General features: G+C 58.3%; 15 protein-coding genes and 1 pseudogene. 9 read left to right on the top strand and 7 right to left on the bottom strand.

Translation table 11 applies throughout. From position 1 onward, the window contains the following. A pseudogene (locus tag Q8K08_RS00670) lies at nt 1-117 on the top strand (IS5/IS1182 family transposase); the annotation flags it as partial. Nucleotides 118-209: 92 nt separating this feature from the next. Here Q8K08_RS00670 and Q8K08_RS00675 read toward each other — a convergent pair. Then, on the bottom strand, nt 210-1,385 hold the full coding sequence (locus Q8K08_RS00675) for an AIPR family protein (protein ID WP_305248865.1): 1,176 nt from the start codon (nt 1,383-1,385) through the stop codon (nt 210-212). On the opposite strand from Q8K08_RS00675, the gene Q8K08_RS00680 reads away from it, so the two are divergent. The 3 genes from Q8K08_RS00680 (at nt 1,311) to Q8K08_RS00690 (ending at nt 2,481) form a co-directional block, all read left to right on the top strand. Continuing rightward, nucleotides 1,311-1,568 carry a hypothetical protein gene (locus Q8K08_RS00680; protein WP_305248866.1) on the top strand — a complete coding sequence of 86 codons (258 nt, stop codon included), beginning with the start codon at nt 1,311-1,313 and terminating at the stop codon, nt 1,566-1,568. The two genes, Q8K08_RS00675 and Q8K08_RS00680, sit on opposite strands and share 75 nt — an antisense overlap. 31 nt (nt 1,569-1,599) lie before the next feature. Next, nucleotides 1,600-1,845 (top strand): acyl carrier protein, encoded by a 246-nt coding sequence (locus tag Q8K08_RS00685; protein ID WP_305248867.1) that lies wholly within the window; start codon nt 1,600-1,602, stop codon nt 1,843-1,845. A 165-nt stretch (nt 1,846-2,010) separates the two neighbouring features. Beyond that, entirely contained in the window at nt 2,011-2,481 is a 471-nt protein-coding gene (locus tag Q8K08_RS00690) for a host attachment protein (RefSeq protein WP_305248868.1), read from the top strand. 194 nt (nt 2,482-2,675) lie between these two features. Here Q8K08_RS00690 and Q8K08_RS00695 read toward each other — a convergent pair whose 3' ends face one another. The 3 genes from Q8K08_RS00695 to Q8K08_RS00705 all read right to left on the bottom strand — a co-directional run bounded on the left by Q8K08_RS00695 (nt 2,676) and on the right by Q8K08_RS00705 (nt 4,571). Next, the gene (locus tag Q8K08_RS00695) at nt 2,676-2,816 is read right to left on the bottom strand and encodes a hypothetical protein (RefSeq protein ID WP_305248869.1); all 141 of its coding nucleotides are present in this window, start codon (nt 2,814-2,816) and stop codon (nt 2,676-2,678) included. Further along, entirely contained in the window at nt 2,816-3,241 is a 426-nt protein-coding gene (locus Q8K08_RS00700) for a DUF2267 domain-containing protein (RefSeq protein WP_305248870.1), read from the bottom strand. The genes Q8K08_RS00695 and Q8K08_RS00700 overlap by 1 nt, the downstream gene beginning before the upstream one ends. 181 nt (nt 3,242-3,422) lie before the next feature. Continuing rightward, a complete protein-coding gene (locus Q8K08_RS00705; RefSeq protein WP_322573538.1) occupies nt 3,423-4,571 on the bottom strand; it encodes a cyclopropane-fatty-acyl-phospholipid synthase family protein in 1,149 nt (382 codons plus the stop codon). A 295-nt stretch (nt 4,572-4,866) separates the two neighbouring features. Here Q8K08_RS00705 and Q8K08_RS00710 point away from each other — a divergent pair, with 295 nt between their 5' ends. After that, nucleotides 4,867-5,259, top strand: a complete 393-nt coding sequence (locus Q8K08_RS00710; protein ID WP_305248871.1) for a c-type cytochrome — start codon at nt 4,867-4,869, stop codon at nt 5,257-5,259. 95 nt (nt 5,260-5,354) lie between these two features. Here the strand turns inward: Q8K08_RS00710 and Q8K08_RS00715 are convergent, their stop codons facing one another. Both Q8K08_RS00715 and Q8K08_RS00720 read right to left on the bottom strand, forming a co-directional pair. Next, nucleotides 5,355-6,161 carry a Crp/Fnr family transcriptional regulator gene (locus Q8K08_RS00715; RefSeq protein ID WP_305248872.1) on the bottom strand — a complete coding sequence of 269 codons (807 nt, stop codon included), beginning with the start codon at nt 6,159-6,161 and terminating at the stop codon, nt 5,355-5,357. A gap of 7 nt (nt 6,162-6,168) precedes the next feature. After that, entirely contained in the window at nt 6,169-6,324 is a 156-nt protein-coding gene (locus tag Q8K08_RS00720) for a hypothetical protein (protein WP_305248873.1), read from the bottom strand. A 61-nt stretch (nt 6,325-6,385) separates the two neighbouring features. On the opposite strand from Q8K08_RS00720, the gene Q8K08_RS00725 reads away from it, so the two are divergent. The 3 genes from Q8K08_RS00725 (at nt 6,386) to Q8K08_RS00735 (ending at nt 9,003) form a co-directional block, all read left to right on the top strand. Then, nucleotides 6,386-7,228 (top strand): Crp/Fnr family transcriptional regulator, encoded by an 843-nt coding sequence (locus tag Q8K08_RS00725; RefSeq protein ID WP_305248874.1) that lies wholly within the window; start codon nt 6,386-6,388, stop codon nt 7,226-7,228. Between the two features lie 87 nt (nt 7,229-7,315). After that, nucleotides 7,316-7,849 carry an Hsp20/alpha crystallin family protein gene (locus tag Q8K08_RS00730; RefSeq protein ID WP_305248875.1) on the top strand — a complete coding sequence of 178 codons (534 nt, stop codon included), beginning with the start codon at nt 7,316-7,318 and terminating at the stop codon, nt 7,847-7,849. Nucleotides 7,850-8,139: 290 nt separating this feature from the next. Beyond that, nucleotides 8,140-9,003: a bifunctional 2-polyprenyl-6-hydroxyphenol methylase/3-demethylubiquinol 3-O-methyltransferase UbiG gene (locus Q8K08_RS00735; RefSeq protein WP_305248876.1), complete on the top strand. Its 864-nt coding sequence runs from the start codon at nt 8,140-8,142 to the stop codon at nt 9,001-9,003. A 183-nt stretch (nt 9,004-9,186) separates the two neighbouring features. On the opposite strand, the gene Q8K08_RS00740 is transcribed toward Q8K08_RS00735, so the two are convergent. Beyond that, nucleotides 9,187-10,743 carry a bifunctional aminoglycoside phosphotransferase/ATP-binding protein gene (locus Q8K08_RS00740; RefSeq protein ID WP_305248877.1) on the bottom strand — a complete coding sequence of 519 codons (1,557 nt, stop codon included), beginning with the start codon at nt 10,741-10,743 and terminating at the stop codon, nt 9,187-9,189. A 140-nt stretch (nt 10,744-10,883) separates the two neighbouring features. Between Q8K08_RS00740 and Q8K08_RS00745 the strand changes: the two genes are divergently transcribed. Continuing rightward, nucleotides 10,884-11,511, top strand: a 628-nt coding sequence (locus Q8K08_RS00745) for an IS6 family transposase (RefSeq protein ID WP_305248878.1), incomplete at its 3' end; no start/stop codon positions are given.

Here is an 11,511-nt window from a genome sequence, read left to right on the forward strand (position 1 = left end):
GAGATCATGTTCGGAAGGCTCAAGGACTGGCGACGAGTGGCAACGCGCTACGACAGATGCCCGAAGGTCTTCCTCTCCGCTGTCGCCATGGCCGCAACCGTCCTCTTCTGGCTTTGATCATCAATGAGTCTGGAGCCTAGCGAAACGCCGCGCTGCGCCCCCCCGCATACGCTCGGGGCTGGGGAGGAACCATCCGGGGGGGGCGAGGATCAACCGTCGCCGAAACCTTGATCCCGCATGCGCGCAAGGGCGTCGAGTGCGTGGCGTGATTGCAGATCGGACGGAAGCCTTCGTGGGATAGATGCGCAGACCTCCAGGATCTGCTGGTCCTTCGGTGTGAGGCGCTTCCGTTCACGCCCCCATGCGAGGAGGACCTTCCAGAAATCAGCCCCGAGCGTCACAACCTCTGACTGGGCATTGATCCCCTCGGTCATGGCTTTCTTGGCCTTTTCGTCGCGTTTTGCGGTTCGAGCTGTTTCCACCAGGATCAAACAGGTTTCGAAGTCGTCATCGTAGTCCAGCGTGCGGCCCTTCATGCCGTTCCAGCACGCCTGCTGTTTTGCCCACTCCGACATGTTTCGAACGCCAGCCGGAGGGTGAGTGACCACATCATGCGCTTCAGCTGCGGCAAGAAGGAGTGCGCGTTGCAGTGCTTCCGGGACGGATTGCCGCCGCCAGATGGCATCCAGATCCAGGACCTGCTTTTCGCCGTTCGCGTCATGAAACAGCTTGGCCATGGAATAGGTGACGATGTTTGCGCGGTAGCCGCCTTCGTACCACGGCTGCTTCGGAACCTCGGTCTCCAGCCAGCGAAAGATGATTGCCTTGGATATCAGCCGCCGATACCAGAGCTCGTCGTATCTCGCGTCACTCTTGGCCCAAGCCTCGCCAATCTCCTTTGCGAATTCGGCGAAGTTCTTCTGTGCGCCGCGCGACACGATATGGGGCTGCCCTGCAGCAGAGAACTCGAACTTTGCAAGATCGGTCTTACTGAAAAGCTGTGCCTTGGGGAATTCAATGTCAAAGCTCGCCTGAGTCTTGCCCTTGACCTTCGGCCGCGCATTGATGAACTGCCCACGCGACCGCTCATAGAACCATTTGCTGTCATGACGTTCGCCGTCTCGGGCCGTGAAAATCACGTCCCGTGAGAATTGCTCCATACGGATGTGAAACGGGTGATTGGCAAAAAAGTCAGCAGCGTTCACCTTGTTCTGGGTGTTGGCATACTCCGAGATTTTCGGCACGATTTCTTCGGGCTTGGCAGGGGAGACGACCGTCAGTTTCGCATCCCGGATGAAACCGCGGGCGAAGTGGTCAAGGCCTTCGTCACCCTGAAGGTCGGGTTCGAACCGACTGAGGTGCTGGAGCGCGAACTCCGCGGCCATGCGCGCAAACGCCTTGGCCCCGCCGTCGCCCCGCGCGAGATCGTCTTCCGCGACACACTGCCCCGCACGCGGTCGGGCAAGATCATGCGCCGCCTGCTGCGCGCCCGGGAGCTCGGCCTGCCCGAAGGTGACCTTTCCACACTGGAAGGAGATGCCTCGGAAACGGGTGCCAGGGCAGAATAAGCGCAACATCTTCCAGAAAGAGAGTTCGGCCATGACCCAATCCGATCTGCGAAACGTCATCCTCGAGGAACTTGTCAACGTCGCGCCAGATCTTGAAGTTGATCAAATCGGGGAAGACGATCATCTGCTGGATGATCTTGGAATCGACTCAATGGATTTCGTCAACCTGCTGTCTGCGCTTCAGGCCCGACTGGACATACCCCTTCCCGAGAGTGACTATCCACGGTTGATCAGCCTTGCTACGATACAGAGATATCTTGCCGAACATGGCACATGATGATGCAGAACCAACGCCGAGTCACGTCTTTAGGCGGGTTGGCCCACTAGCTGGGACAGGTCCCCCGACCACACAGGGCCGCGGTTTGTTGACGTTGATCAATGCGCCATATCAAAATCATTTGCTAAAATTGAAGGTGGGGCTAATTTATAGTGCTGTAGGATCATGGCAAAAGTCACCTCAAAAACATGGGCATTGGTTGCCAACGGCGCGCGCTGCCGCATATTGCGCGGGGTTTGTGGCAGAGGGAGCAATGCGCCCACGGAACTGGTTCTCCGGTCCGAGGCACGTCACCTGCGCGACATCATGTCGGACAAACCCGGACGCTCGTTCACGTCTATGGGCGACGGTCGCAGGTCGGCTATAGAATACGCGGGGGATCCGATTGCAGAAGATCAGCGGGAGTTCATCCGTCATATCATCGCCCTTCTGGAAAGCCACCGCCGCGCTGGCGACTTTGATACGCTGGCGGTCTTCGCTGAACACGACATGCTGGGGCATCTGCGCCGGATGATACCGCAGACTCTGGCTGACCTTGTGATCCGCGAGGTACCGAAGAACCTGTTGCACCTTTCTGCGCAAGAGTTAGCAGAGGCCGTTGCAAGAGAGTTGCGTGATGGGTCCGACATTTCCTGATAGACGAGCCGCGGGGCGTCGCTGGCACGCGCGCTTCGGCATATTGTTCGGCCCGACACCATCCTTTCCGCATCAGGATCCGGGTCCGCTATGATTGGGCACGCACCGTGACAGGTGGCTCGGTTCGGTCAGGTACACCCGCGCTCGGGTGGCCAGATTTCGATGGTCAAGATATCCGAAACTGAAGGGCTTCTTCAGCTGAAGGCAAATTCAGCGGTCAGAAACACAAATGCCATATGCGTCTCGATGACCTGCGCGAAGCCCGGCACTCCGGTGAGGAACGCCACTTTGTCGGCAAGCGGAACCTCCTTCGGACAGCCAGACCGGGCTGTCATCACATCCACAGATCGCGCAGGGGTTTGCGCATGGCCCACGCGACCTGACGATACTCCCCCGGGCTGATATGCCGACGCAGAAGCGCAAAAACCGCAGCTACCGCCACATCGGGCTCAGCCAGCGGATCGGCCGCAAAGGCATCTGTCACACGGGCCAGGAAATCGTCGAGCGACCGCGGCTTGGCGGGAGTCTTTGCCGGAACCCAGCCGTCGAAGAAGATACCACGAATCAGCAGCGGCAACTGAGCGGAAAGGTCCGCCGCCTCGTCCACGGTCAGGAAATCGCGCACCGCGTGCAGTGTTTCGCGAAACAGAAGGTAGGCTCTCCCACGGTTTGGCCACCCAAGATCCTCTTGCAGCAGGTTCAGCCATTCGGCCACGACCTGCGGCGCATGGTCGATTGTGGTGATACCGGTCGTTTTCATCTGATGCCCCTTTCTTGACTGGTGCGCTGACGGCAGAACAAGGCTGATCGCCAGGACCCTTGTCGGCAAACCGAAGCCCGGTGCCATGCATATTGTCTGCTTCGGACAGCAGGCCATCATTGACGACCGTCAATGAACCGATTTGCGGGGCGTGTCCTTGTAAAAACAAGGGCTGGTGCGGTTATTCCGCTGCCTGTGCGAGGCTTTGTTCCGTGGGGGGGTAGAGGTAGTCGCGCGTGATCGGCACGGCATCCGGCCTGCGGCAAAGCTGGAACTGGAACACGTCCTGCGGGCCATGCCGGAAGGTCTGCTCGGACGCCGCCAGATAATAGCGCCACATCCGGACGAAGCGCTGATCCTTCAGGGCCGCAGCTGTGTCCACCTTGGCGCTGAATCGGTCGAACCAGCAGCGCAGCGTCATGGCGTAATGCAGGCGCAGGCACTCGATGTCCCCGATCCTGAGGCCGCTATCCTGAATCGCTTGGGCCACTTCGGACAGTGACGGCACATAGCCGCCCGGAAAGATGTATTTGGCAATCCAGGGGTTTGTCGCATTCGGCGGTGCCGTGCGCCCGATGGTGTGGATCAGCGCCACGCCATCCTCAGTCAGACGGTCGCGCACTACGTTGAAAAAGGTGGCAAAGTTCGGGGCACCCACATGTTCGAACATGCCGACCGACACGATCCGGTCAAACTGCCCGGTCATGGCCCGATAGTCGATCAACTTGAAGGAAACCCGATCCGCCAGACCAGCAGCGTCTGCGCGGTCGCGGGCGATGGCCAACTGCTCTTGCGACAGGGTGATCCCTGTCACCTGCGCCCCGTGATCGCGCGCCAGCGTCAGCGCCAACCCGCCCCAACCGCAACCAATATCCAGAACCCGCATCCCCGGCGAAATCAGCAGCTTGCGGGCGATATGCGCCTTTTTGGCGGCCTGTGCCGCGTCCAAAGACATGGTTGTGTCGGTAAAATAGGCGCAGGAGTACTGGCGGTCGGCATCCAGAAACAAATCATAAATCGCCGGGGTCAGATCGTAGTGATGTGCAACGTTGCGGCGAGCGCCAGTTTCAGGGTTGGACTGATCCAACCGCCGCCGGACATGGCGCATAGCGGCAAAGATCCGGGCCGGAACCGGCAGGACATCGGCTTGCCGGAAATTGCCAACGACAATCCCAAGCAAGCCTTGCACATCGTCCCCGGCAATCGAAAGAGCGCCGTTAGTATAGCTTTCCCCGACCGCAAGTTCAGGGTCGAAGATTAATCGCCGGACAGTTGCGGCATCCTTGATTTGAAGCGTGACCTTTGACCCCTCGCCGTTGCCAAACATCATCTGGGGCCCACCAGAAATGGACACCGCAAGGTTACCGTTGCGAATCAAACGGTGCAAAAAGCGTGCAAACAATGCCGTCCACATGGCCCCTCCGGATACGCCGAACCTGCTCATGATCGGGCTGCAACCAGTCTTCGGCATTGACGGACGTCAATTTCGGAAAAATGCAGCGGGAACATGGTTCCGTTGCGCTTCGTCAATGAAAAGGTCTGACCGAGGCCTAGCCTGCAAAAATCACATTGTGGGATGTGGGCAACATTCAAGGAAGGGAAGAACAATGTTCAGATCTTGGCTTATGGCAGCGACCTGCGTGCTGGGAGCGACCGCAGCGTTGGCTCAGGATGCAACACAGGAGTATGTGGTCGGGCAACAAGAATATATGGTCGCGTGCGCGGCATGCCATGGCGAGGCGGCCGACGGCAACGGCGAGATCGCCACGATGTTCAAGGAAGGTGTCCCTGACCTTACGGGAATCGCGAAACGCAATGATGGCGTCTTTCCGTTGCTTGAGATAATCCATGCGATTGATGGACGCGCTGTGATACGCGGACACGGAAACCCCATGCCGGTGTTCGGAAACCGTTATCGCGCAGAAGCAAACGGTGGAAACGCGCTCTTTGGAGCAGAAGCAATCGCGCGTGGCCGGGTACTGGAGCTTGCGCTCTATATCCAGTCGATTCAGGATTAGCGTCGTTTCAAGCGGCATACTGCGATTCCCGACCTCTGCCGGGAGTGTCGGCACCTCATTCAAGCGGTGCCGACATCCAAGAGCGTGAAACGAATTCAGCTGTCGGTCGACGACGTGAAGTCATCCTGTTCGTGCTGAAGCAACAGATCATCCCCGGCAGCGACCAACAACTTCCTGCTGTCCAGAATCTCGAAGTGATTTGGGTCAACAATCCGCAGGATACCATTGCGTTCAAGCGCTTTGAACGCACGGCTGAGGGTTTCCGGCCGCGCGCCCAGATAATGCGCCAGATCCTTGCGGGTCAGGGGCACATGCACCACAGACGGATTGCCAACCTTCTTGAACTGGGATCGCCGCAGCAGGATCATCAGGAAAGAAGCCAGGCGATTGACTGCCTTGCGGCCGTTGATCAGCAGCAACCATTCCCGCGCAGCATCCATTTCGTCCAGAAGATGCACCAGAAACAGCCTTTCGATGTTCGGATTTTCGCGAAGAACCTGCTCGAAAAGCCCACGCGGAAAGGACAGCGTTCGAGTCGGCGTGAGGGCCTCGATCCGGTAGTTGGAAGGCCCATCGAAGATACGGCCATAGATGTCTGTCGGCACAAGCAGTCCGACGATGTGCTTCTTTCCATCCTCCATGACCTGAACCATCGCCAGCGTTCCATCCAGCACATAGCCGATCTCCTCGCAACGGACGCCTCGGTCGACAACGACCTCACCGGCCCCGACATCCCGCAGCGCCGCAAGCTCCATGAGCTTGGCTGTTATCTCCGGCGACAGAGAGTCCAGAAGCTTCTCCAGCAAACCATTGCTTTGGCCGATGGCAGTCTTCGCGATGAGGGGAGGTGTTTCTGGGCTGGGCATTTCCGGATCCTTGGCTTCAGATTGATGCGTTGCCACGGAAAATTCACACTCCCTGACGGTTCGAGAGAACATGGCGCAACTTTTCCCAGTTGTCGTTGACGACGATCAATGCGCCAAGGGCGGTTGGGCTTTTAGCATTATGAGATGGCTTCAGAAGATTCGCTGCCCAAGGGTCGTGCGCAAATTCTTCAAATGCCATTTCGACCGAGCAGGCCTGCCATGCCCTGCCGCGTCAATAGAAATAGAACTGGGGATGCGTTATGGAATACCAGTCCACTGTGATGAACCGCTCGGGCGAAGGAGACTTCGCTTCTGTATTGGCCAACATACGACAGACATCAACATGCCCGAGGTGTAGCCTGCCTCTGAGTGCCTCGATGCTGTGCGGCAATACAAGACATCGCGAAGACAGGGAACCTGACAGCGAGGTGATTTTGGGCAGTGCCCCAGGTCGCGATGTCTGGTTCATCAGATCCGGCATCCTGCGACTCCAACGCTATGCCTATGATGGACGGCGCCAGATCCTGTCACTTTTCCTGCCCGGAGAAATCATTGGTTTTAATGGGGAGTTTCGGGAAGGGGTCAATGTCGAAACCGTGACGCAAAGCGGGCTGTGCCGCATTGACCGGCGGGCGTTCGATACAATCCTGAACACCAATGACGAGCTCCGCGCAGAACTGTTTCGCCAGAAGCAGGATCAGCTTGATCGACTGCACTGGCTGACTTGGTCGCTTGGTGCATTGACTCCAGAACAAAGGTTCTGTGCGTTTCTGGCCCTTTCCACCCGTTTCATGCCATACCAGCCGCTGCCTGACGGCACCACGATCCTCTCGATGCAATTGCCTCGGGCGGATATTGCAGACCTGCTCGGAACGACCGTCGAAACGATCTGCCGGATCAATCGCCGACTTGCCGAGACTGGCGTCATCGAAATCAAGGATCCATCACATTTCAGAATTCTTGATCTGAAGCAGTTGACGGCACTTGGCCAGATCGAAGGCAGCTTTGACAGGATGGTCCGCGGGATTGTCGAGCGGCGCAGTCGTCTGGACGATCTTATGGGACCGACGTCGGGCAGTCAGGTCTGCTACTGCGGGCGCTGAGTGTGGCCATTGACGCCGATCAATGACCTGAATGCCCGGTTGAGGCCAAATGATTCCAGTTTGAAACCGCCAAGTGGAGGAACTCAGATGTCCGAAAAGAAAACCGAGATTGAGGTAAAGCGTGAACCTGCCCGTGCCGTCGGCGCGCCGATGCCGGATTGGGAGCCTTTCCGCGCGTTGCGCCATCAGATCGACCGTTTGATGGCCGATTTCGACTGGCCGGACCTTCGGCTTGCCTGGCCTCAGAAGGCTGCCCTCCCCCCCGCGGCCTGGCCCGCGTTTGGCGTTGCCATCCCGGCCGTCGATCTGGTCGAGCGCAATGGCGGTTATGAGTTGCAGGCCGAGTTGCCGGGACTGAACGAGGATCAGATCGAGGTCAAGCTGTCGAATGGCATGGTGACGATCAAGGGCGAAAAGTCATCCGAACGCATCCAGGATGACGACGATTATCACCTGCGCGAGCGTAGCTTTGGCTCGTTCCAGCGGTCCTTCCGCGTGCCGGCCAATGTCGACGCCGACAAGATCGAGGCCCGGTTCGACAATGGGGTGCTGAAAGTCACACTACCCAAGTCAGCAATAGCTATCGAGAATGAGCGCAAGATCGAGGTAAAAGCGGCCTAGGCCTTTACTGTCCCGTCCCCAACGGTGCCAAGGACGCTTTCAAGGGCCGCGCGTGCCGCGGCCCTTGCCATGTCAATCGCATTGGTGGCGTCGCAAGTCATTCCAAGTTGAGTCGGCATGATTGGCCGCGCCCTTTCACCACCTCTTTGAAACGGAACAAACCGGGCCAGCGCAGCTGAATGCGCGGCAATCGGTTTCGGTGGTTTTTTGCGATATCGGACCAAATGATAAATATGACATCGCCCTGACAAAATGATCAAACCTGCAACAGATGCACCGAGGGCCGAAATATGAGCCGAGACCGCGTGGACACACGGACAGTCGGACTTGAGGTGGCTTGCGCGCTGGCAAAATGGCTGACAGGCAAGGAACATCTGCATTATGGGCTTTGGTCAGGACTGGAAGCGACGGCGGAGAACGTAGGCCCGGCGCAGGATGCCTATGTCGCAAGGCTTCTGTCTCTGTTGCCACAACAGAAAGGGTTGCGGATTCTTGACATCGGCGGCGGCGCAGGAGAAACGGCCGCGCATCTGATCAAGCTGGGCCACCGGGTTGAGGTGGTGGTGCCATCGGCATATCTGGCGGGTCGCTGCCGCGAGAACGCTGCGCTGGCAGTGGTACATCAAGCGACGTTCGAGGATGTGGAGGTACAGGGGGCGTTTGACGTGTGCCTGTTTGCAGAGAGTCTTCAGTATATTCATCTGGATCAGGCCTTGGGAAAGGCCAAGGGTTTGCTGGTGCCCGGCGGAGTGATCGTGATCGGTGATTGTTTCCGCAATCCCGATGGAAACCACCTGCACAAGAGCGTCCGCCCCCCGGGAGGCGGTCATGCTATAGAGCGGTTTCGTCATGCGTTGCGGTGCGAAGGGCTTCGTATCGAGACCGAAGTGGATGTGACCGAGGCTGTGGCGCCGTCAATCGATGTGGAGCAGGCATTTTTCAACCTGTTCGGCGTGGCGCTGTCAGGCTTGGACCGCGAACTGACCCTAAAGCGTCCGTGGCTGAGGTATCTGGGCGTGCAATTGCTGAGCACGCTGATGGGCAAACGGCGGCTCGACAAGGCTGCCCGGAGAGTAATCGGCCGCGACAGGACCGCAAACGCCTTCCGCCAAAGCAATTGCTATCTGTTTTTGCGCCTAGCCCCGGTCGAATAGAAATCGTTTCTTTTCAAAAAAAGGGCTGGCGTGCCGGCGCAATGGCGGGTCCCAGAGACGCCCCATATGTGCACCAAGATTGACGCGAACGCGATCGGTGGCTGATTGATAGAAAGGCCTGTCATAAATGACCTGCCCAATGCCTTTGCGATCCAATGCAAACAGAAAGCGATGCGCAAGCCCCTAGAGGACCATCCTCTGCCTCGCCTCAGGGCCAAGCCTACCCTCAAGGGCCACGCTCGTCTTGAAACGCGTCATTTGCATGCTGCCAGACGCATCAATCATCACCCAGTTCTGTCTCTGAGCACCTTTTCCAGCCGAGGCGAGTTGAGCCCGAACCACTTCAGCATCTGCATCGGAAGCATCCCCGACGCGCGAGGTGACCCGCTCTATCAGTACCCTCTCTGGCGCAGTCAGCCAGAGGCCATGGAAAGCAACGCCCATTTGCGCCGCAAGTTCCACTGCAGCGACGCGCTGCGCCTCATCCAGAAATGTGCCATCAAGAACAACACTTCTGCCCGCTACCAGCAGCGTCGCGGCTCGGGCGAACATCCGGTCATAGATTGCTCCACGCACGGGCGGAGCATAATCCACATGGCCTTGCGCACTTTTGCGTTCGGTGTCAGTGCGCAAATGCACTGCGCCCGGACATGGGCCGATTTTCGGTGCCAAATCGCGCGACAGAACCGTCTTTCCGGTGCCGGAAAATCCGCCAATCGCGATCAATATCGGTCTTTCTGTTTCAAGAAAGCTGGCGGCTTGCTTAAGATAAAGCCGCACTTCTTCGGCGGAAGCACCGTCCCGCCCTGTCACTTGGTCAGTCTGCAAAAGCACCATCGCTCGAATGGCGGCGCGCACGGACAGGAAAAACGGCAACGCCGAAAGCCCGGCATCCTCGGCCCCTTTCGCCGCCAGAAGATAGGCAGTCATCGCGATGTTGGCCTGTCGCACAAGGCCACGATGGCAAAGATCCATCAGCAGGAAAGCAGTATCGTAAAGCACGTCGCAGGTGGCCAGACGTTCGTCAAATTCCAGCGCGTCAAAGAGCACCGGCCGACCGTCGATCAGCAACAGATTGCGCAGATGCAGATCGCCATGCACCCGCTTGACGTGGCCAAGCGCCGAGCGGTCTCGCAAGACAGGGGTCAGGGTGGACAGATGTTGCCGCGACCGATCCAGAAATGCATCGACCAGTCCGCCTCCGACGCCCGCTGCAAGCGGGGTCAGCACGCGCCCCAGTTCGTCAAGAATGTCGCGGATGAGATCATCACCCTGGTCTTGCAGCGCTGGACATTTGGCATGAAACTGTTGGACCGCCTGCCCCAGTGCCGCAGCCACCGGATCGGTCAATCTGCCGCTGGCGGCGACCTCTGTCATTTCGCAATCGGCGGAGAAGCGATTCATCCGCAATGCCCACTCCACCGCCGACCCGGCCCCGTTCATTTCAAGCCCGCCATCAGAGGACCGCGTGATCGGAACAACGTCACGGTAGATCATCGGTGCGGTTGGCTTGTTCAGTGACAGTTCGCGATACAGCAGGGCATGGCGCAGGTCCGGGGTGGACTGGTCAAGATAGTCATATCGGACGGCACGTTTGATCTTCAGCGCGGCATCGCCGCAAAGAAAGATATGCGCACAATGGGTTTGAACGTGGTCAACAGCGCCGGGGTCCGCAAATGCCCGGCCAGATTGCAAGAAGTCGAGCACCTCATTTTGTACGTCGCCAATGGTTCTGGACATATCGGATTTCTTGCCTCCCTGAACGGCTCCAGGCACACAATCCACCCTTTCGGCGGCCGCTGCCTTGACAGACGTCAACTGAAGGTCTTGTCAGACGAAAGTTGGTTGAGATCGACCAGGCGTCTGCATAGGTTCGCCGGATGACAAAACCCAGCCCTTTTCGCTATTTCAAGATCAGTCCCGAAGTCATCCGTCTGGCGGTGATGCTCTACGTGCGCTACCCGCTGTCACTCCGGAACGTCGAGGATCTGCTGCACGAGCGCGGCATCGAGATCAGCCACGAGACGGTGCGGTTCTGGTGGAACAGGTTTGGCCCGCTCTTCGCCGCCGAGATCCGACGGAAACGGGTCGACAGGATGCGGTCCTTGCCCCACTGGCGCTGGCATCTGGACGAGGTCTTCGTGAAGATCAACGGTGTGATGCACTACCTCTGGCGTGTCGTTGACCATGAGGGGGAAGTCCTGGAAGCCTTCGTCTCCAAAAAGCGGGATCGCAAGGCTGCATTGAAATTCCTCAAGAAAACTTTGAAACGGCATGGCCGTGCCCATGCCTACGTGACCGACAAGCTTCGGTCGTACGGCGCTGCGATGAAGGAAACTGGCAACACGGACAAACACGACACCGGTCATCGCCAGAACAATCGGGCGGAAAATTCCGACCTTCCGTTTCGAAGGCGCGAAAGAGCAATGCAGCGCTTCAGGCGTATGCGAACCCTACAGAAGTTTGTCGCAGTCCATTCCTCTGTTCACAACCTCTTCAATCAGGAGC

Origin of the sequence: Pseudotabrizicola sp., from assembly GCF_030684215.1 — a bacterium.
In the GTDB taxonomy this organism is placed as follows: Bacteria; Pseudomonadota; Alphaproteobacteria; order Rhodobacterales; family Rhodobacteraceae; genus Pseudotabrizicola.

Coding starts and splice junctions, on each gene's coding strand:
- Q8K08_RS00675 (WP_305248865.1), bottom strand. CDS start 1,385: ATGGCCGCGGAGTTCGCGCTCCAGCACCTCAGTCGGTTCGAACCCGAC.
- Q8K08_RS00685 (WP_305248867.1), top strand. CDS start 1,600: ATGACCCAATCCGATCTGCGAAACGTCATCCTCGAGGAACTTGTCAAC.
- Q8K08_RS00690 (WP_305248868.1), top strand. CDS start 2,011: ATGGCAAAAGTCACCTCAAAAACATGGGCATTGGTTGCCAACGGCGCG.
- Q8K08_RS00695 (WP_305248869.1), bottom strand. CDS start 2,816: ATGACAGCCCGGTCTGGCTGTCCGAAGGAGGTTCCGCTTGCCGACAAA.
- Q8K08_RS00700 (WP_305248870.1), bottom strand. CDS start 3,241: ATGAAAACGACCGGTATCACCACAATCGACCATGCGCCGCAGGTCGTG.
- Q8K08_RS00705 (WP_322573538.1), bottom strand. CDS start 4,571: ATGATGTTTGGCAACGGCGAGGGGTCAAAGGTCACGCTTCAAATCAAG.
- Q8K08_RS00710 (WP_305248871.1), top strand. CDS start 4,867: ATGGCAGCGACCTGCGTGCTGGGAGCGACCGCAGCGTTGGCTCAGGAT.
- Q8K08_RS00720 (WP_305248873.1), bottom strand. CDS start 6,324: ATGGCATTTGAAGAATTTGCGCACGACCCTTGGGCAGCGAATCTTCTG.
- Q8K08_RS00725 (WP_305248874.1), top strand. CDS start 6,386: ATGGAATACCAGTCCACTGTGATGAACCGCTCGGGCGAAGGAGACTTC.
- Q8K08_RS00730 (WP_305248875.1), top strand. CDS start 7,316: ATGTCCGAAAAGAAAACCGAGATTGAGGTAAAGCGTGAACCTGCCCGT.
- Q8K08_RS00735 (WP_305248876.1), top strand. CDS start 8,140: ATGAGCCGAGACCGCGTGGACACACGGACAGTCGGACTTGAGGTGGCT.
- Q8K08_RS00740 (WP_305248877.1), bottom strand. CDS start 10,743: ATGTCCAGAACCATTGGCGACGTACAAAATGAGGTGCTCGACTTCTTG.